At 41.2% G+C, this 19,907-nt stretch carries 15 protein-coding genes; 3 read left to right on the top strand and 12 right to left on the bottom strand.

The features are described from left to right. Positions 1-23 precede the first annotated feature (23 nt). The 4 genes from ACQRBH_RS09215 to ftsH all read right to left on the bottom strand — a co-directional run bounded on the left by ACQRBH_RS09215 (position 24) and on the right by ftsH (position 5,848). Positions 24-956 carry an ROK family glucokinase gene (locus ACQRBH_RS09215; RefSeq protein WP_347376464.1) on the bottom strand — a complete coding sequence of 311 codons (933 nt, stop codon included), beginning with the start codon at positions 954-956 and terminating at the stop codon, positions 24-26. A gap of 13 nt (positions 957-969) precedes the next feature. Then, positions 970-1,896 (bottom strand): HPr(Ser) kinase/phosphatase, encoded by a 927-nt coding sequence (gene hprK / locus ACQRBH_RS09210; RefSeq protein WP_235231726.1) that lies wholly within the window; start codon positions 1,894-1,896, stop codon positions 970-972. A gap of 21 nt (positions 1,897-1,917) precedes the next feature. Continuing rightward, entirely contained in the window at positions 1,918-3,777 is a 1,860-nt protein-coding gene (uvrC, locus tag ACQRBH_RS09205) for an excinuclease ABC subunit UvrC (RefSeq protein ID WP_427761443.1), read from the bottom strand. 112 nt (positions 3,778-3,889) lie between these two features. After that, positions 3,890-5,848 (bottom strand): ATP-dependent zinc metalloprotease FtsH, encoded by a 1,959-nt coding sequence (ftsH, locus tag ACQRBH_RS09200; RefSeq protein WP_427761442.1) that lies wholly within the window; start codon positions 5,846-5,848, stop codon positions 3,890-3,892. 201 nt (positions 5,849-6,049) lie between these two features. On the opposite strand from ftsH, the gene ACQRBH_RS09195 reads away from it, so the two are divergent. Together ACQRBH_RS09195 and ACQRBH_RS09190 are read left to right on the top strand one after the other, a co-directional pair. Then, positions 6,050-7,543 carry a DUF1846 domain-containing protein gene (locus ACQRBH_RS09195; protein WP_427761441.1) on the top strand — a complete coding sequence of 498 codons (1,494 nt, stop codon included), beginning with the start codon at positions 6,050-6,052 and terminating at the stop codon, positions 7,541-7,543. A gap of 65 nt (positions 7,544-7,608) precedes the next feature. Further along, positions 7,609-9,216 (top strand): CTP synthase, encoded by a 1,608-nt coding sequence (locus tag ACQRBH_RS09190; RefSeq protein ID WP_427761440.1) that lies wholly within the window; start codon positions 7,609-7,611, stop codon positions 9,214-9,216. 102 nt (positions 9,217-9,318) lie between these two features. Here the strand turns inward: ACQRBH_RS09190 and glf are convergent, their stop codons facing one another. From glf to ACQRBH_RS09175, 3 genes are read right to left on the bottom strand one after another with little or no spacing between them, the layout of a single operon-like run. Continuing rightward, positions 9,319-10,452 carry a UDP-galactopyranose mutase gene (gene glf / locus ACQRBH_RS09185; RefSeq protein ID WP_235231733.1) on the bottom strand — a complete coding sequence of 378 codons (1,134 nt, stop codon included), beginning with the start codon at positions 10,450-10,452 and terminating at the stop codon, positions 9,319-9,321. 54 nt (positions 10,453-10,506) lie between these two features. After that, positions 10,507-13,692, bottom strand: coding sequence for an AAA family ATPase (locus ACQRBH_RS09180; RefSeq protein ID WP_427761439.1), 3,186 nt, complete (start codon positions 13,690-13,692; stop codon positions 10,507-10,509). After that, positions 13,689-14,849, bottom strand: coding sequence for an exonuclease SbcCD subunit D (locus tag ACQRBH_RS09175; protein WP_427742868.1), 1,161 nt, complete (start codon positions 14,847-14,849; stop codon positions 13,689-13,691). The genes ACQRBH_RS09180 and ACQRBH_RS09175 overlap by 4 nt, the downstream gene beginning before the upstream one ends. Before the next feature lie 90 nt (positions 14,850-14,939). On the opposite strand from ACQRBH_RS09175, the gene ACQRBH_RS09170 reads away from it, so the two are divergent. Next, the gene (locus ACQRBH_RS09170) at positions 14,940-15,611 is read left to right on the top strand and encodes a YkgJ family cysteine cluster protein (RefSeq protein WP_427761438.1); all 672 of its coding nucleotides are present in this window, start codon (positions 14,940-14,942) and stop codon (positions 15,609-15,611) included. A 48-nt stretch (positions 15,612-15,659) separates the two neighbouring features. Here ACQRBH_RS09170 and ACQRBH_RS09165 read toward each other — a convergent pair whose 3' ends face one another. The 5 genes from ACQRBH_RS09165 to ACQRBH_RS09145 form a co-directional block, all read right to left on the bottom strand. After that, positions 15,660-16,550: a hypothetical protein gene (locus ACQRBH_RS09165; RefSeq protein WP_427761437.1), complete on the bottom strand. Its 891-nt coding sequence runs from the start codon at positions 16,548-16,550 to the stop codon at positions 15,660-15,662. 268 nt (positions 16,551-16,818) lie between these two features. Then, entirely contained in the window at positions 16,819-17,799 is a 981-nt protein-coding gene (locus ACQRBH_RS09160; protein ID WP_427742871.1) for a pyridoxal-phosphate dependent enzyme, read from the bottom strand. A 228-nt stretch (positions 17,800-18,027) separates the two neighbouring features. Further along, positions 18,028-18,336 (bottom strand): hypothetical protein, encoded by a 309-nt coding sequence (locus ACQRBH_RS09155; protein WP_427742872.1) that lies wholly within the window; start codon positions 18,334-18,336, stop codon positions 18,028-18,030. Between the two features lie 69 nt (positions 18,337-18,405). Further along, entirely contained in the window at positions 18,406-18,906 is a 501-nt protein-coding gene (locus tag ACQRBH_RS09150) for a hypothetical protein (RefSeq protein ID WP_427742874.1), read from the bottom strand. 51 nt (positions 18,907-18,957) lie between these two features. After that, positions 18,958-19,803: a MerR family transcriptional regulator gene (locus ACQRBH_RS09145; protein ID WP_427761436.1), complete on the bottom strand. Its 846-nt coding sequence runs from the start codon at positions 19,801-19,803 to the stop codon at positions 18,958-18,960. Between the last annotated feature and the right edge of the window lie 104 nt (positions 19,804-19,907).

Genomic DNA, 19,907 nt, shown 5'->3' with positions numbered 1-19,907 from the left:
ATATTAAATATCATCTACTGTCGTTAAAGAATTAACTTTGCTGCCCCACAGATTCCTGCATCATTTCCGAGTGTTGCAAGAACGAACTCCGTATTCTTATTAGCAAAGAATGCTTTTTCCTGGAAGTTTTTCTCTACATAGTCAAGAAGAATCTCACCAGCCTTAGAAACACCTCCACCGATAACGATTACAGATGGATCTACTACTGCTGCAAGATTAGCCATTGCATGTCCAAGGTATACACCAAACTCTTCTACGATTTCTTCTGCGACCTTATCTCCATCCTTCAGAGCATCGAACACTGTCTTTGCGCTGATCTCTTTCTTATCTCTAAGAGAAGATGCTGCATCATCAGCTGCCAGACGTTTTTTCGCAAGTCTTGCAATTCCTGTAGCAGATGCATATTGTTCCAGACAACCTGTTTTTCCACATCCACAATGTTCAGTCTCTTCATAATTCACACAAAGATGACCAATCTCTCCGCCTGCACCATGAGCACCTACCAGCGGATGACCATTGACGATGACTCCGCCGCCGACACCGGTTCCCAGTGTAACCATGATCATATTCTTCTGACCTTTTCCAGCTCCCAGCCACATCTCACCAAGAGCAGCTACGTTCGCGTCGTTTCCTGCTGCAACCTTAAGACCGGTCAACTCTTCCATCTCACGGTTCACTTCTTTATAGCCCCATCCGAGATTCGCTGTATTCTGCACAACACCATTATCATCCACTGGTGCCGGTACTCCTATTCCGATACCACTCATCTGTGAAGCCTCAATTCCTTTTTCTTCCATCTTTTTCTTGAGAGATTCTGCTATGTCCGGAAGAATTGCTTCTCCTTTATTCTCTGTACGAGTCTTAATCTCCCATTTATCCACAAGTTCTCCATCTGTTTTAAAAAGTCCAATTTTTACAGTTGTACCCCCTATATCAACTCCAAAACAATATTTCATCTCCCATATCCTCCTATTTTTTTATTAAATTCTCTTGTACACGTTTATATAATTCCTGAGCCGCATTATAACCCATCTTCTTCTGTCTGTGATTGATTGCGGCCGTCTCAACAATGATAGCAAGATTACGTCCCGGACGAATTGGAATCTGATGACATAAAACCTTATTGCCAAGGAATTCTGTGTACTCTTCCTCAAGGCCAAGACGATCATATTGTTTCTCTTTATTCCAATCCTCCAGTGTAATAACAAGATCGATATTCTTAGTCTCTCTTACACTCTGTACACCAAATAAAGTCTTAACATCTACAATACCGATACCACGCAATTCAATAAAATGTCTTGTAATATCCGGTGCTGACCCGACCAAAGTCACATCGCTGACTTTGCGAAGCTCTACCACATCATCACTGACCAGACGATGCCCACGCTTAATCAACTCAAGCGCTGCTTCACTCTTGCCAATGCCACTTTCTCCCATAATCAGGACACCAACGCCATATACATCTACCAACACTCCGTGAATGGAAATACATGGAGCCAATTCCACATTCAGCCAACGAATAATCTCTGCAGTAAACTCAGAAGTCTTCTTTTCTGTTACGAATACCGGAACCTGTGATTGATTCGCCATCTCTAAAAACATGGGTTCAGGCTGCAGATTTCTCGAAAAGATGACGCATGGAAGCTGATAAGACAAAAACTGTTCATAAATCTCTTTGCGTTTTTCCTCTTCCATCTTCTCCAAAAAAGTATACTCTACATATCCAATCAATTGAACACGGTCTGAGTCAAAATGTTCAAAATATCCTGTAAGTTGCAGAGCCGGTCGATTAATATCCGGAACCTCGATCGCAATATGTTCAACATCAACGTCTGGCGTAAGATTCTTAAGGTCCATTTTCTCTACGACCTTTTTTAATTCTACTTTACTAGCCATATTATTCTCCTCCACGCATTATTATTTTTTTATTATATCATATTCGTGAAAAAAGTTATAGACATCCTGTGCTGATTTTTCATTCATAGAAGGGAGTTCTTTCAATTGTTCCACTGTAGCATTTCTTATTGCATCAATACTCTCGAAATGTTTCATCAAGTCCTTTCTACGAGCCGGCCCTACTCCCTTAATGTCATCCAAAATCGAATGTACCTGTCCCTGACTTCTCAATTTACGATGGAAAGTAATGGCGAACCTGTGTGCCTCATCTTGAATTCTGGTAATTAATTTGAAGCTCTCAGAATTCTTATCAATAGCAATTTCTTTATTTTGATAATACAGTCCTCTTGTACGGTGATTGTCATCCTTGACCATTCCACAGACTGGAATATTCAGATGAAGTTTATCCAACACTTTTAACGCCACATTTACCTGCCCTTTTCCGCCATCCATAAGAATCAGATCAGGAAAAGAGGTAAATCCACCCATATCTTTTCCTTCTTCTTTTTCTCGCATTCCATGTTCAAATCTTCTGGTCAGAACTTCTTCCATACTGGCGTAGTCATCCGCTCCCTGCACGCCTTTGATCTTAAATTTACGGTAGTCATTACGTTTCGGCTTTCCTTTTTCATACACAATCATGGAGCCGACGGATGCGAAACCACTGGTATTGGAAATATCATATGCTTCCATCCGTACTACTCCTTTTAACCCAAGAAGATTTTCCAATTCTTTTACAGCGCCGATGGTTCGTCCTTCTTCCCGTTTCAACCGTTCTTTATCTGTACTCAGAACAAGAGCCGCATTTTTTCTGGCGAGCTCTACCAGTTTTTCTTTCGTTCCTTTTTTCGGTACTCTCAGATGAACTTTATGTCCTCTTTTCTTTGCAAGCCACTCCTCAATAACTTCTGCGTCCTCAATCTCCTCTGGAAGCATCAGTTCCGACGGGATATACGGTGTCCCGGCATAAAACTGCTTCACAAAGCTGGACAGAATCTCTTTTTCTGTCTCTCCTTTCGCTATTTTTAAATAAAAATGATCTCTTCCGATCAATCTGCCTCCCCGTATGAAAAATACCTGTACAACTGCATCATCTTCTTCTACTGCCACCGCCAGAATATCTCTGTCATCTCCTGCTGTATCTGTAATCTTCTGTTTTTGAGCAATCTTCTGCACGCTAGAGAGTAGTTCACGATATTCAATCGCCTTCTCAAATTCTAACGCTTCTGATGCCGCCTGCATCTTTTCTTCCAACTCTTTTAAGATTACGTCATAATTTCCGTTCAGAAAATGAACCACTTCATGGATAGATTCACGATACTCTTCCTGTGATATATACCCCTGACAGGGTGCCTTACACTGATGGATATGATAATTTAAGCAAGGACGTTCTTTCCCAATATCCTTAGGCAGCTTCCGGTTACAACTTCGTATGTGATAAAGCTTACGAATCAGTTCAATTGTATCCTTTACAGCACCGGCGCTGGTATATGGTCCAAAATACTTTGCCTTATCCTTCACCATGCGTCTTGCCATCATCACCCTGGGATAAGGCTCATCTACAGTTACTTTAATAAATGGGTACGTTTTGTCATCCATCAACATCGTGTTATATTTCGGTCGATGCTCCTTAATCAGATTGCATTCCAGTACTAATGCTTCCAGTTCAGAATCCGTCACAATATATTCAAATCGAGTGATATGGGTCACCATCTGCTCAATCTTGGCACCCTTATTCCGGCTGCTCTGAAAATACTGCCTCACACGATTCTTGAGACTGATCGCTTTCCCAACGTATATGATGTCATCTTTCTCATCATGCATAATATAAACGCCTGGTTTCCCAGGCAGCTTTTTTAATTCTTCCTGAATATCAAACATAGGCTCTCCCCCCATTTCTTTCACTTCATTATTACATAAGAAAAAGTTCTTTGCAATCAAGTCTGAGAATTGATTACAAAGAACTTTTATCTGTACACGTCTTTATTTCTACCTATTCTTCTATGCTGTCTGTAACTTCAACAGCTTCTGTCTGAATATCTTCTCTTTCCACCGGATTCATACCGATTCTCTGTTCTTCTTTCTTAGGAGCATTCGGATCGATTCCTTCTACTTCATGGAATATTTCCATAAACTCTTTTCCGGTAATCGTCTCCTTCTCAATCAGGAATGCTGCAATCTTATCCAGGGAATTCCTATGCTCACTCAACAGTCTCTTAGCCTCTTCGTAAGCTTCCTTTAACATCTTCATAACTTCCTGATCAATCTCTGAAGCTGTCTCCTGTCCGCAATTGCTTACCGGACGGCCGTCCAGATAACGATTCTGAATAGATTCCAACCCGATCAAGCCGAATTTTTCGCTCATACCATACTGCGTAATCATGGCTCTTGCGATACTGGTCGCTTTCTCAATATCATTGGCTGCACCAGTCGTAACGGTATCAAACACGACCTCTTCCGCCGCACGTCCTGCCAACATTCCGACTAACATTGCCTGTAATTCCTTCTTCGTATTCAGAAACTTCTCTTCCTCCGGTGTCTGCATGACATAACCGAGGGCTCCCATTGTACGGGGAACGATCGTGATCTTCTGCACCGGTTCGGAATCTTTCTGGAGTGCACTGACCAGTGCGTGTCCTACTTCATGATAAGATACGATTCTTCTTTCTTCCTGGCTCATGATACGGTCTTTCTTCTCTTTTCCGACCAGTACCACTTCCACAGCTTCGAACAGATCTGACTGAGACACTGCATTTCGTCCATTCTTAACGGCGTTAATTGCTGCTTCATTGATCATATTGGCAAGATCTGAGCCCACAGCACCGGATGTTGCCAGCGCAATTGCTTCCAGATCTACCGTTTCATCCATCCGCACATCCTTCGAATGTACCTTCAGAACATCAACTCTTCCTTTTAAATCAGGCTTTTCCACAATGATACGACGGTCAAAACGTCCCGGTCTCAAAAGTGCCGGATCCAGAATCTCCGGGCGGTTCGTTGCTGCAAGAAGCACCAATCCCTTGTTACTCTCAAATCCATCCATCTCTGCCAAAAGCTGATTTAACGTCTGTTCACGCTCATCATTGCTTCCAAGCTGATTGTCACGACTCTTACCAATGGCATCAATCTCATCGATAAAGATAATACATGGAGCCATCTGCTGTGCCTGCTTGAACAGGTCACGCACACGGGATGCTCCTACACCTACATACATCTCGACAAACGCAGAACCACTCAATGAGAAAAATGGTACTTTTGCTTCTCCTGCAACTGCCTTGGCAAGAAGTGTCTTACCAGTTCCCGGAGGTCCTACAAGGAGTGCTCCTTTTGGAAGCTTGGCACCAACGCTTGTATATTTACCCGGATTATGAAGGAAATCAACGACTTCCTGCAAAGACTCCTTTGCTTCATCCTGACCGGCAACATCTTTGAAAGTAACACCTGTAGACTTCTCCACATACATCTTGGCATTACTCTTGCCAATACCCATCATTCCGCCACCTTTTGACATCTTTCGGGTCATCCATACGATCAGACCGACAAAAATGATAATGGGTAAGAACGTCGCCAGAGTCTGCGCCACTACCATAGATGTCGTATCCGGTATCTCCTGACTGAACTTTACATCCGCTTCTGTCAGCTTATCTGCAAGCTTATCATCATTGACAATACCGGTATAATATTCTTTTGCAACTTTCTGTCCATCCTCTTTTTTCTCTTTGATCACGATCCGGTCGCTCTGAATCTGTACTTCATCGACTTTCCCGTCATCTACCATCTTGATGAATTCATCATAAGTAATCTCATTTCCTTCTCCTGTTCCCTGAAACTGGAACAGTGCCATAACTAGAATCATTGTTATTAATGTTACTAATATAATAAAAGAAAATCCCTGCTTATTGTCTTTATTATTATTAGGATTATTTTTGTTTTTATTATTCTGGTTGTCCATATTTCTCCTCCTGTGCTTCTCTTTCATTATAAGGACAGCCTCCCTAGAAATCAATAAAAACATTATGAAAAGATTGTAAACTCTCCATATGATGTAGTATACTTTTATTAATAATGCTTATGCGTAACTGGCAGTTTTTTTCCAGATACATGGCAATCGAAAGTATAATTCTATATAGAAAGACTAAGGGGAATGAACACAATGAAAATTGGATTTGACAATGAAAAATATCTTCAAATGCAGTCTGCCCATATCCGGGAGCGAATTAATCAATTTGACAATAAACTTTATCTTGAATTCGGTGGCAAATTATTCGATGATTACCATGCTTCTCGTGTATTGCCGGGTTTTCAGCCGGACAGTAAACTGCGCATGTTAAAGCAGCTTTCTGACCAGGCAGAGATCGTAATCGTAATCAGTGCAGAGGATATCGAAAAAAATAAGATTCGCGGCGATCTCGGCATCACTTATGATTCCGATGTACTTCGTTTGATGGCTGTCTATCAAGAACATGGCCTCTATGTCGGCAGCGTTGTAATCACCAAGTTTAGCGGTCAGGAAAGTGCTACTTTATTTAAGAACCGTCTGGAAAAACTTGGCATAAAAGTATACCGCCACTATATCATTCCTGGCTATCCGTCCAATGTACCTTATATTGTAAGTGATAACGGATATGGCAAAAATGACTATATCGAGACTTCCCGTCCACTGGTCGTTGTTACAGCACCAGGTCCCGGAAGTGGAAAAATGGCAGTATGCCTTTCTCAGCTATACCATGAACATCAGCGCGGCATCTCTGCCGGTTATGCCAAATATGAGACATTTCCGATCTGGAATATTCCATTAAAACATCCGGTCAATCTGGCCTATGAGGCTGCGACTGCTGATCTGAATGATATTAACATGATTGACCCGTTCCATTTGGAAGCATATGGAAAGACTACTGTAAATTATAACCGGGATGTTGAGATCTTCCCGGTATTAAACGCCATGTTCCAACGCATTTACGGGGAAAGCCCTTATAAATCTCCTACTGATATGGGAGTAAATATGGCTGGAAACTGTATCTGTGATGATGAGGTCTGTCGAGAGGCTTCCCGCCAGGAAATCATCCGCAGATACTATGCATCTCTGCAGCGTCTTCTCATGGGATCCTGTTCAGAAGAAGAAGTCTGCAAGATCGAGATGCTCATGAACCAGGCCGGAATAACGGTTCACGACCGTCCAGTCGTTGATGCTGCCCTGGAGCTTGCTCAGGCAACGGACGCGCCTGCTGCCGCTCTTCAGCTCCATGATGGACGTATGGTCACCGGAAAGACTTCTAATCTACTGGGGGCTTCTGCTGCTCTTCTTCTGAACGCATTAAAAGAGCTGGCAGGAATTGATCATAAACGTCATGTGATCTCTCCTGCAGCAATTGAACCGATTCAAAAATTAAAGACTTTGTATCAGGGCAGCAAAAATCCACGACTCCATACCGACGAAGTACTGATTGCCTTGTCTGTAAGTGCAGCCACCGACCCGGTTGCACAGTTGGCACTCGATCAGCTGCCGGAATTAAGAGGATGCCAGGCACATACTTCTGTCATGGTCAGCTCTGTAGATATGAAGCAATTCAAAAAATTATCCATACAGGCCACTTTTGAAGCAAAGTATGAAAAAAACTCTGTATTTTTCAACGAAAAGGGTGTATAATCTTAAAGTATTTTTTTAATATAATGAATGAGAGACATGACAGATTGAACTTTAAGGAGGAAATTATGGCAGTAAAATACGTATTTGTTACAGGTGGTGTTGTATCAGGACTTGGTAAAGGAATTACAGCCGCATCTCTTGGCCGACTGTTAAAAGCACGTGGTTACACTGTGACCATGCAGAAATTCGATCCTTATATTAATATTGACCCGGGTACTATGAATCCGGTACAGCACGGTGAAGTGTTCGTAACCGACGATGGAGCTGAGACCGATCTTGATCTGGGCCATTATGAAAGATTCATTGACGAAAGTCTGAGTAAGAATTCAAATGTTACAACCGGAAAAATCTACTGGTCCGTTCTTCAAAAAGAACGCCGTGGAGACTTTGGAGGAGGAACCGTCCAGGTAATTCCTCATATAACAAACGAGATCAAAAATCGTTTTTACCGCAATCCTGCAACAGAAAATACAGAAATTGCCATTATCGAAGTAGGCGGAACCGTCGGTGACATCGAAAGTCAGCCGTTCCTGGAAGCAATCCGCCAGTTCCAGCATGAAAAGGGTCATGAAAATGTTATCTTAATCCATGTTACCCTGATTCCTTACCTGCGTGCTTCCCAGGAAATGAAGACCAAGCCGACTCAGGCAAGTGTAAAGGATCTTCAAGGAATGGGAATTCAACCGGATATTCTGGTATGCCGTTCCGAGCATCCTCTGGATGTCGGCATCAAAGATAAGATTGCCTTGTTCTGTAATGTACCATCCAATCACGTATTGCAGAATCTGGATGTAGAGTATCTGTATGAGGCTCCTCTGGCTATGGAAGAAGAGAATCTCGCAGGCGTTGTCTGTGAATGTCTGCACCTTGACTGTCCGGAACCAGACTTAAAAGACTGGGCTGAGATGGTAGAATATCTGAAGAATCCAAACACCGAAGTCACTGTAGCTTTAGTCGGTAAATATATTCAGCTTCACGATGCGTACATCAGTGTTGTAGAAGCATTAAAACACGGTGGTATCTTCAGTCGTGCTACCGTAAATATCAAATGGATAGATTCTGAAACTGTTACAGCTGATAACGTAGAAGAACTTCTGGGAGATGTCAGCGGAATTCTTGTTCCTGGCGGTTTTGGACATCGTGGAATCGACGGCAAATTAGAGGCAATCAAATATGCACGTACGCACAATGTTCCATTCCTCGGTCTTTGCCTTGGAATGCAGCTTGCCATTGTAGAATTCGCCCGAGATGTCATCGGCTACAACGATGCACACAGTGCAGAATTAAGTCCAAATACCACACATCCGGTCATCCACATCATGCCGGATCAGATTGGTATTGAAGATATCGGCGGAACATTAAGACTTGGCTCTTATCCATGTGTTCTTGATAAAAGATCTAAGGCTTACAAATTATATGGAACAGAAAATATCAGTGAACGCCACCGTCACCGTTACGAAGTAAACAATGACTACCGCGACGATCTTACATCACATGGCATGATGCTCTCCGGTCTGTCACCAGATGGAAGAATTGTAGAAATGATCGAAATTCCGGAACATCCTTGGTTTATCGCAACTCAGGCACATCCAGAATTAAAATCCCGCCCGAACAGACCACATCCTTTGTTCCGTGGATTTATCGAAGCCGCATTAGAATATCAGAAAAAATAATGATATAAATTCAAAGTCCCTGAGCTACAAGTTAAATGCATCTTGTGTCTCAGGGATTTCTTTTTGCCGGAGGAATTCTCCGTGACTTTCACTTCTCCGTCTTTAATTCAGATGAGCCTTTACGCACTTGAGAGCTTCGGATACAATCTGGTGCATATCGTAGTAGCGGTACATTCCGAGGCGGCCTCCAAAGATGACATGCGGTTCTTTATCCGCAAGTTGTCTGTATTTTTCGTATAAGGTGTTATTTTTCTCGTCGTTCATTGGATAGTATGGCTCCTGACCTTTGGACCAGGATGCCGGGTATTCTCTGGTGATGACAGTCTTTGGATTCGCCGGAATACCTGTATTGCCATAGCCCCCCTGACATCCATACTCAAAGTGTTTGTGTTCGATGATACGAGTATAAGGAATCTCATATTCTGTATAATTGACAACTGCATTGCCCTGATAATTCTCCATATCCAGTACTTCTGTCTCGAATCTCAAGCTTCGGTATTCCAATTCCCCATAACAATATTCATAATATGCATCAATCATTCCCGTAAAGACAATCTCTTCTGCCTCAGCTTCCAGTTCCTTACGATTCTGGAAGAAATCTGTCTCCAGCCGGACTTCGATTCCTTCTAACATTTTTTCAATCATCTGTGTGTATCCGCCTACAGGAATTCCCTGATATTTATCATTGAAATAATTGTTATCATATACGAATCGAACCGGAAGGCGGCGGATGATGAAGCTTGGAAGTTCGTCGGCACGTTTACCCCACTGCTTCTCTGTATATCCTTTGACTAATTTTTCATAGATGTCCCTTCCCACAAGCGAGATTGCCTGCTCTTCCAGATTCCTGGGCTCTGTGATTCCAGCTTCTGCAATCTGACGGTCAATAATCTCTTTCGCCTCCTGCGGTGTCGTAATGCCCCACATCTTACTAAAGGTATTCATATTAAAAGGCAGATTATATAACTCATCCTTATATCTTGCCACAGGGCTATTGGTATAACGGTTAAATTCAGCAAATTGCTGGACATAATCCCACACTTCTTTATCTGAAGTGTGGAAAATATGTGCTCCATACTGATGTACCTGGATTCCTTCTACTTCTTTGGTGTAGATATTTCCGCCGACATGATTACGGCGGTCAATTACAACCACCTTTTTCCCTGCTTTTTTTGCCTCATGTGCAAAAATGGAACCGAATAGTCCGGCACCAACGATCAAATAATCATACTTCATATCGTTTATCCTGTCCTCCCTTTATCACTTTCTCTCTGTTACGGTTCTTTCAAGCTATATCGGGTCTGTCTCATCAGACCATCGGGCATGACTGCCATGTTCTGTCTTTTTAACCAATAGCTTGCAATCTATTTGTTCCTTTAATTCATTGACATGCGAGATGATACCAACCAGTCTCTTTTCATCTGCCAGATCACACAGGATCTTGATTGCCTGTTCTCTGGCAGCATCATCCAACGAACCAAATCCTTCATCAACAAACATCGTATCCAGATGGATTGCTCCTGCTGTATTCTGCACAATATCTGCAAGGCCAAGTGCCATTGCAAGAGATGCCATAAAGGATTCTCCGCCGGAAAGAGTCTTTACATCACGCACGGAATCACTGGCCATATGGTAGACATCCAGATCCAGCCCTGCCTGTCCCTGACTTCCAAGATTTTTCACTTCCCGGCACTGCAGGATGAATTCATTGGATGTCATCTGAACCAGTCGTTTATTCGCGGCATGTATGATCTGCTTAAAATATTGTCTCTGGACGTAAGTCTCAAAATCCATCTTGACGGCCCCGCTTAACGTTCCGTTAGCTGTCTTACTAAGATTGCTTACTACTTCGTATTGCTTCTGAAGACTTCCTGTTTTTTCAAAATAGCGTTTCAGATGCTCTCTAATCTCTCGATTCTTCTTATTGATACTGTATAACTGAAGATATTCTTCCTGTCTAATCTTCTGTTCCTGACTGACAGACTGAATTTGTACCTGAATCTCTTCCAGATCTTCTACTGTTTTTCCATCTATTTGTTCTTCCAGCGATGTTTTCATCCCGGAAATCTGATGCAGCTTTGTATGATACTGCTGAATCAGATTTTCTGACTCCTGGATTTCTTCCGAAGACATTTTCCCGGCATGATACTCTTCTTCATCTTTAAAACATTGCTGCTGTATCATGGTATGGTATACCTGATTCTGATATTTTTCTTCTTCCCTTTGCTGTTGAACTGCCTGCTTGAGGCTGTCTGTCTGTCCTTCCAGCTGCTGAACACTTTCCTTTGCCTGCTGTTCTCTTCGTTCTGCTAATTCTAACGCTTGTCTCACCTTTTGTAAAGAGTCCTCCAATTTTTTCAACTGCTCTTTCGCAATCTTCTGCGATGCAGCCGGAAGTCCTTCACTTTTTGAATGAATTTCTGATTCCAGCTGACTAAGGTTTAGCGATACTTCCGCATGCCTTTCTTTTTCCTTCTCCTGGATGAGCTTTTGTTCTTCCACCTTCTTTAGAATCTGTTGTTCTTCTCGCTGAGCCTGTTCCAACTGCTCACTTTCCTTTTGTGCCAAAATCAGCGCATCTTGAAGCTTACAGATCTCTTCTGCGCATTGGAAAGCCTCATCCCGAATCTGCGCACCTGCTCTTGTTCCCTCAGCCAGTTCTTCCAGCGTAAATTCTCTTTCCATCACTCGGAGGAATTCTCTGGAAAATGATTTCTGTTCCGCCTCATATTGGACAGCTGCTGCTTGGAAGGCCTTTGTTGACTGGTCTCTGGACTGCTCCTTCTGATTTCTTATTCGCTTCGCTTCTTCTACTTCCTGCTGGGTTGGTGCTCCTTCTGACAATTGGCAGATCTTGGGATGGTCACAGGATCCACACACCGGGCAGGGATCTCCTTCTTCTAATTCCTGCGCCAGTATTCCTGCCTGTTCCGCCAAAAACGCCTGATATTTCTGTTCATAATTCATCAATTCTTTCAAGTACCGGTTGTGATCCTGTTCCGCCTGAATCTTCTTTTTCTGACATTCTCTTTTCATCTTTTCAAGACTTCTGCATAGACCATCAAGGGACTCTAATTCCTTTTGTCTGGTTTTTTGCCGCTCAATTTTCAGGCAAAGTCCTTCCATTTTTTCTTTGCTTCCGGCACATTCTTTTTGAATCTTCACTAAAGTCTCTTTGCGATTCATCAGTGCGTCTAATGTCTGCACAGATTGATGCAATTCCTTTTCCTTCTGATCTTTTTCCTTTTTCTTTTCAGCAAAAGATGTCTGCAACTGCTCGATCTTTTCATATAAGGGAAGTGCATCCTGAATACGGACGATTTCCGGCGTACAGATTACTCCCTGTTCCTTCATCTGCTGCTTTGCGTTATCTTTATCTTTCACGCAGTCTTCTAAGCGAGTTTTTGCACTCTCAAGTCTGTCTACGGTCTCCTCAAGTGTCTTTTTATTCTTCTGAATTGCCTCGGTGATCTGTATCAGCCGACTTTCCTCGATATATACCTTTTCCGCTCTTTTCGCAGTGGATAACCTTCTTTCTCTGTCCTGATACTCTTCCTTTTGATTCAAAAGTTCTTGTTCCTGATTCTTGATCCGTTCCAGGGACTGGTAAAGCTGGCTTAGTGTCTCCCCTTCCTTCTTTCTGCCATTTAATTCATCTATTTTTCTTTGTAGTCCTTCTGTCTCTTTTTTCTTCGCTTTTTCCAGGGCGCTGCCTGCCTGAATCAGATTCTTTAACACTTCCAGAGCTTCTTCTTTCACAACGACAGGCAATGCCTTACATTCTTCCCATTTCCCATTTTCTTCAAAATCTTCGATATATTCTACCCGATCCATCTCTTGCCTGATATCCCGAAGATGATCTTCCAGCTGGTAATAAAGCTGATTTGCCTTCCTCTTTAATTCCTCTTGAACCCGATAATACAGACGAGTCTGGAATATCTTAGAAAATATCTTTTTTCGTTCTTTTGACTCTGCATGAAGGAGTTTTAGGAAATCTCCCTGCGCAATCATTGCAATCTGTGTAAACTGATCTGAATCCAGTCCGATAATCTCCACAATCTTCTGATCTGTCTCGCGTTTCTTTCCCCGATACACATTCCCATCCGGAAGAATCAACTCCACTTTAGGGGATTCCTTTACATAACGCGGCGAACCATCTGCATATCGCCTTTTTCCAAGCCTGGTATACTCTGGATTTCTTCGAATCGTGTAAGTCTTCTCCTGATAGAGGAATGTATATTCTACATAAGTGTCCGTCTCATCGGATGCATATTGACTTCTCATCATATTACCATCGCGCCTGCCGCCGCTGGTCTGATCATAAAGGGCGTAAGTAATTGCATCAAATATGGTCGTCTTTCCTGAGCCAGTATCCCCGGTAATCAGGAAAAGTCCATGCTGGACTTTCGAAAAGTCTATCGTCTCTTTTCCTGCATAGGAACCAAATGCTGACATCACTAACCTAATTGGCTTCACTGCTTTTCCCCCTTTGCCTCTTCCAGAATCTGCATCATAATCTCCTGTTCCTCTTCCCCCATCTCTTTTCCCTGCATTTCCTGATAAAAATCCGCAAAACTTTCCAACGGATCTTTGATGGTCAGCTCTTCATCCAGTTCCTGCAATTTATTCCGTGTTCTGGTGTTATCCACACGAACCTCCAGAATATGGCTGAATACCTTTTCCAATTGTTCTTTTGGCTTATATGGTTCAACTTCATCCGTCAAGGTAATACTGATGTAATCATCCTTTTCCTTCTCTTCTGCCTGCTTCAGGATCTCTTCAAGCTGCCCCCGCTTCTTCTGTACATCTCGTAATGGATGAAGCGGCAGAAGCTCAATCTGCGGTGATGTTCCCTTTTCCTTCAGCGTCACCACAGAAAGGGATTTGTGATGACTGCTTTCGCTGACCGAATATTTTAAAAGCGTTCCGCAATAACGAATATGAGACATTCCCACATTCTGTTCTCCGTGGAGATGACCCAGCGCCACATAATCAAACTCCTTCACACATCCGATATCTATATTGTCAATTCCTCCCACGGAAAACGTCTCAGAATCACAAGTCTGCGGATTGTCTTTTCCCGTATAGAACTGATGGGAGATCAATACATTTCTTCTATTACAAAAATCAATCTTCTCTCGCTCAATTAAGCATCTTACTGCTTCTGAGTATGTCTCTGGAATTTCTTCATCGAACACCCGCCTGACATATGCAGGCTTTAAAAATGGCAGCAAATAAAAATTCACTTCCCCATATTCATCCGTAAGGGTTACTTTTTCTATATATTCTTCCTGCGTCCTCGGTGCAATTCCAGCCAGATGAATCTGATGCTTTTTCAATATGCCGGACGCATACTGTAAACGTTCCGCCGAATCATGATTTCCACTGATGATCAACACTGGAATCGCCGGTTCAATAGCAGAAAGAGCCGTCAAAAACTCATCAAACATACTGACCGCTTCCGCTGAAGGAACCGATTTGTCATAGATATCTCCAGCAATAATAATCGAATCCGGATGTATCAGCTCTGCATAATCTATGACTTCGCCCAGAATCCTTTCCTGGTCTTCTCTTAAGTTATAATGATGAAGCTGCCTGCCAATATGCAAGTCAGACAAATGAAAAAACTTCATAAAAACGAATCCTTTCTATTTACATCTGAAACCATCTTACACTATAATCTTCTTATCTAGCAAGAAGAGATTATATCAGGAGAAATAACCATGTTAAGAAACATTGATCTAAATGAAATATCTGATGGAAAGCTCTATGGAATCAACGACATGGTCAAGGCTGACTGCGGCGGCTGTCATGGATGTTCCGCCTGCTGTCATGACATGGGAACTTCCATTATCCTTGATCCATTGGATGTCTTCCGCATAACCACAGGTCTTCAAAAATCATTTGAAGAATTACTAGATGGCTTTCTGGAGTTGAATGTTGTAGACGGAATTATCCTTCCCAATCTTAGGATGAGCGGAAATGATAAAGCATGCGCATTCCTTGACCAGAATCAACGATGCAGCATCCACGCCATCCGCCCGGGTATCTGTCGGATCTTTCCTCTGGGACGATTTTACCAGAATCATTCTTTCCAATACATTCTTCAGGTTCACGAATGTCCGAAACCAAACAAAAGCAAGGTAAAAGTCCATAAATGGATCGACACAGAAGACAGCCGCCGTTACGAGAAGTATATCAACGACTGGCATTATTATCTCAAAGACCTGCAGAAATGCATTCAAACTGCCAAAAACGATTCTGAGCAAAAAACAATCAGTATGTATCTGTTAAAACAATTCTTCCTGCTGCCATTTCAAGCATCGCAGGATTTTTATGAACAATTCTATTCCAGACTGGAAGAAGCCATGGCATATACAGATCAATTTCTGTAGTCCATGGCTTCACGCCTATCCCTTCTTTAACTTATCATTCATTTTCATCTACAATTCAAACTCTTCCAACAACTTCTTTTGATATTCCTCATTGCCTGCTGCTTTTACAATATCTTCCGTACGATTTTGCTCTGCAAGCAACTGGTTCAGTCGGTTAAGACGCTGTGTTGCTAATACCTTACCTTTTGCCATTCCAGCGGCCTCGCCCTCTTCGTATCCCTCGGCACGTGTCTGACGCATATGTCTCTCTTCATCATATTCGTAGATACTCATTCGTTTCGCCTCCGCTCTGTTCTTCGACAGGAATTCTGACAGAATTCCTTCTTTGACACATTCTGTTATCGCTCGCTCCACAGCATCCTCCAGTGACATTCTATCTGCATATTCCCGTACTCTTGCCGTATACAGGGAATAATCCTTTAATGTTTTGCATGCATTCAACAATTCCGGATTATAATCCGGATTGATATTTAACATAAGCGCCGTTAACTCTAGAGAAATTTCATCTTCCTTAACGCTGTACATGTCTGACAACTTCAGAATCATTCGATCTGGAAATGGGTCTCTTCCGTTATAAAAGATTAAAAATCGAGGCGGTGGTATATTGATAACCTTTCGCCCATACAGATTCTCGTTCTTTGTAATATTCGCATAGATGTCTGATACATACAGTAAATACCGAAGTGGCAGATTCGGACTGTAAGTTGACTGGTGTTCATACAATGACAGTCTGGAATCAATGATAAAAGATACATCGTTCTTCATGGACATATAAATAGCATTTTGCAAAGTGTTGATTTCCAACAATTCAGGGATATCATAATCTGTTTTGTTGACTGCATTATACAAGGCAAGCAATTCTTTTTTGTCACTGAATATCATCTCAAAGATACGGGCTTTGTAGATGCGGTTTGAAGTAACTGTTCCTGTCTGTTCCATAAAAAGGCCTCCTTTTTCTATTCTTGCAGAGGCTTTTCCAATGCATCCTGGTCCATCCTGGAAATCCTCTGCTGTTATGTGGGTGATCAAGCATTGAGATTTCTAAGATTTTCTGATGATTGAGATGAATTTCAGACGCGTTTCGCTTAGACTGATAGAAATAAAATGCTCTGTGTGTATTCTAGCATAATGAATTTTGAAATACAACAACTCATACTATTTTATTTTCGACAGTAAAAATTACATCTATACACTACTCTTTAGTGTATCAATTTTTAAAACCATACGAAGTAGCGATCAGCAAAGCCTTTGAGTTTTCTGTTATTTTTTTCTCCTTTACAAGTTTTTTTAACCCCGCAACAGACAATGCAGAAGATGTTTCTAAATACAATCCGTTTCTCGCCAACTCAGACACCGATATTCCTACATAAGACGCTGGAACAGAGATTGCATATCCATTACTATTTTTTAATGCCAAATATGATTGTACTGTTACCGTATTGCCTCCAATTGATGGTGTATTTTGGCTATTACCTTCGAATTGTTTAATGCATTCATCCAAACTCCTAACTTTTTCTAAACGAGGAAATGGTTCTACCGCAACTAACCGTGGCATTTCTTTTATCTTTTCTGCATCAATCAAATCTTGAAATCCCTCATATATTCCCCACAACAAATCTCCGCGCGATGTAGGTATCAAAATATACTCTGGAATATCATCCTTCATTTCCTCAAATATCTCATAAGATATCGTTTTATATCCTTGCACACCAAAACAGCAACTGCCTACTGGAGGAACATTTACATTAGTTGCACTAAACCAATTTTCAGTCTCCATCTCTTCTCTGATTAATTTCCACCGACTCATTGAATCTTTCGCAATAATTAGTTCCGCACCAGTCGTTTCTATCGCTTTTTTCCAGTGTGAAGCAATGGCATCCGTTACAACAATACTACATGATATTTCATTTGCCGCAGCATAACATGCAAGAGAGATTCCTTCGTTACCACTTGAAGCTGCCACAATTTTAGAATACCCCATTTCTTTTGCTCTCGTTACAATCAAAGGATTCATTCTATCCTTATGAGAACCTGTCGGATTCTGAAACTCACATTTCACATAAAGATTTCTAATTCCTATTTCTTCTGCAAGACGTGGTATCTCCACAACTGGAGTTGCACCTTCCCCCAGAGAGATAAAATCATCAACCGGAAGCATAGAAATGTACCTTTTCATTCCTTTTTTCATCGGAAGTATTTTCAGATTTTCTTTATATTTGAATGTCAAACTAGACGGATGCCCTTTATTCAAACAGTCGGGACATCCTAACGGATACTCTCCAACAGGTAACTCTGCTCCACATTGAATACAGTACATATATTGAATCTTTTCATTTGTCACATCTAATTCCTCCGTAAAATATTATTCTGCTAGCATTGTAAAGAAATTATATTTACAATATGAAATTAATTAACCTTACAGATACAGTTCCGTTCTCCTGAGTGAAACATATGGTTTTGCCTGTCGTATCATCGCAGATTCTTTCAAATCAATATCTGCATATAGTATCTTCTCGGTATCATCTGCCTTTACTATCGTCTTGCCTTCTGCAGATACCTGAAAGCCTGTATCAGATGCCGCATAATAATCCTGTTCATAGAACCTTTCTGCCTGAGCAATATGAACCATTTTCTGGATTCCAAGAATGGTACCTTCCTGATCAATCAATATACTTGCATCATAAGACTCACCATTTTCTGTAAGATAGATATTGGGAACTGCCATGATGTGATAATCTCTGCAGGTATCACAAAAAGCTTTTACAATACATTCTTAAATTATTTTCACTTTTTCTCATATATCTCTCGCATTCTTAAAAGTAATATAAATGTGACTTATTCCAAATATCACACCACTTATGATTAAAAGGAAATGCCTCAATGCGATGCCGCTTAGCAGAAATATTCCGATGGGAATAATCGCCAGCGCCATACTCTTCCACAATTTCGGCTCGATAAAATACAGCATCCATGCAACCCAGTATGCAATCAGCAAAATTACATTTCCTACTCCATACATCAAAAAAGCATTCACAGAACAAAATCCGAATTCCGCAATTCCGATATGAAACACCATAAGAAACATGGATGCATATCTTCCAATCTGTTCCATCAGATTCATTCCCTTATTAACTACTTTATTTTCCTGTCCCCGATAATAAAATGCATAGATAAGATTCGGAAGTAACATTAATATGATAACGATAAATCCAAAGATATTTATCCAGTTTTCTCCCGTCTGTCCTGCTATAAATACAGATGTCGGTCCATCTGCTCCGCCTATAGAATAACTCATTTTAAATCACCTCTGATCAAGACTCATTATATCATCTAATCCTGTTTTACACTAATCCTTTATGCCATAATACTGATAAATTGCTGAACCGATATACTTTGTAATTCCTTTCCCATATTGCTTGTCTGTGGCTTCTTCCATTTGAGAATTGTTTCGGTAATCGTTTGCAACTTCCAACAATAAGGCTCTCGCATTATCTACTTTAAAAAGACTTTTATAATTTTCTGCCAATCTTTTTACCGCTTCCATTGCCATATCGTTATCTGAATTTTCCATTGCATGGGCAAATTGTCTGTAAGTCATATCTATTTCATTTTGCTTCTCAGTAAATTCCTCTTTATCTCCTGTTGACTGCAGACTCGCCTCTATCGCTTTTTCTTTACTTCCATATATTTTAATCAACTGCTCACAGACCTTTTCGTCTTTGAAGTTTTCTGTTACAGTCTGTACGAACTGATCAATATCTCCATACTTCTCTACTATCATCTTTTTATCTTCTTCACTCATAACCTCTAATGAATGATGAACTATTTTTTGAATATCGTCATGATTAAATGCTTCAAAGCTCATCTTCTCCTCTCCTTTCAATACGTCAGAAATTAATTCAATTATTCCGTTCAGACGGTTACGCTTCATTTCTAACATCCATTTTTGCATTTCGAGAATTTTTCGCTTATCAGCATCAGGATTTCCCATAATTGCTTTTATCTCTGATAATGGAACTTCTAATTCTCTGAAAAACATAATCTGTCGTAATTCCTTCAGCGATTTCTCGTCATACAAACGATATCCTGCTTCTGTTAATTTTGCAGGCTTAAGTAAATTAATTTCATCATAATACCGTAATGTTCTTATACTGATTCCTGTCAGCTCCGACACCTCTTTTACTGTTTTCATACTTCCTCCTTTCCTATTCATCGTAAACCGTTACGTTACTGGAGAGTCAAGATGTTTTCTGTTTTTATCTTATCATATTCCTAATAATCCTACACCCATTTTCG

The organism is Bariatricus sp. SGI.161 (assembly GCF_050313695.1).
Taxonomy (GTDB): Bacteria; Bacillota; Clostridia; order Lachnospirales; family Lachnospiraceae; genus JAFBIX01.
This window is presented reverse-complemented; position numbering and strand designations above follow the sequence as displayed.

Bases quoted from the DNA above. Each gene is read 5' to 3' on its own strand.
- ACQRBH_RS09190 (WP_427761440.1), top strand. From the start codon at position 7,609: ATGGCAGTAAAATACGTATTTGTTACAGGTGGTGTTGTATCAGGACTT.
- ACQRBH_RS09175 (WP_427742868.1), bottom strand. From the start codon at position 14,849: ATGAAGTTTTTTCATTTGTCTGACTTGCATATTGGCAGGCAGCTTCAT.
- ACQRBH_RS09165 (WP_427761437.1), bottom strand. From the start codon at position 16,550: ATGGAACAGACAGGAACAGTTACTTCAAACCGCATCTACAAAGCCCGT.
- ftsH (WP_427761442.1), bottom strand. From the start codon at position 5,848: ATGGACAACCAGAATAATAAAAACAAAAATAATCCTAATAATAATAAA.
- ACQRBH_RS09155 (WP_427742872.1), bottom strand. From the start codon at position 18,336: ATGGCAGTTCCCAATATCTATCTTACAGAAAATGGTGAGTCTTATGAT.
- ACQRBH_RS09150 (WP_427742874.1), bottom strand. From the start codon at position 18,906: ATGAGTTATTCTATAGGCGGAGCAGATGGACCGACATCTGTATTTATA.
- glf (WP_235231733.1), bottom strand. From the start codon at position 10,452: ATGAAGTATGATTATTTGATCGTTGGTGCCGGACTATTCGGTTCCATT.
- uvrC (WP_427761443.1), bottom strand. From the start codon at position 3,777: ATGTTTGATATTCAGGAAGAATTAAAAAAGCTGCCTGGGAAACCAGGC.
- ACQRBH_RS09170 (WP_427761438.1), top strand. From the start codon at position 14,940: ATGTTAAGAAACATTGATCTAAATGAAATATCTGATGGAAAGCTCTAT.
- ACQRBH_RS09160 (WP_427742871.1), bottom strand. From the start codon at position 17,799: ATGAAAAAAGGAATGAAAAGGTACATTTCTATGCTTCCGGTTGATGAT.
- ACQRBH_RS09215 (WP_347376464.1), bottom strand. From the start codon at position 956: ATGAAATATTGTTTTGGAGTTGATATAGGGGGTACAACTGTAAAAATT.
- ACQRBH_RS09195 (WP_427761441.1), top strand. From the start codon at position 6,050: ATGAAAATTGGATTTGACAATGAAAAATATCTTCAAATGCAGTCTGCC.
- hprK (WP_235231726.1), bottom strand. From the start codon at position 1,896: ATGGCTAGTAAAGTAGAATTAAAAAAGGTCGTAGAGAAAATGGACCTT.
- ACQRBH_RS09145 (WP_427761436.1), bottom strand. From the start codon at position 19,803: ATGAAAACAGTAAAAGAGGTGTCGGAGCTGACAGGAATCAGTATAAGA.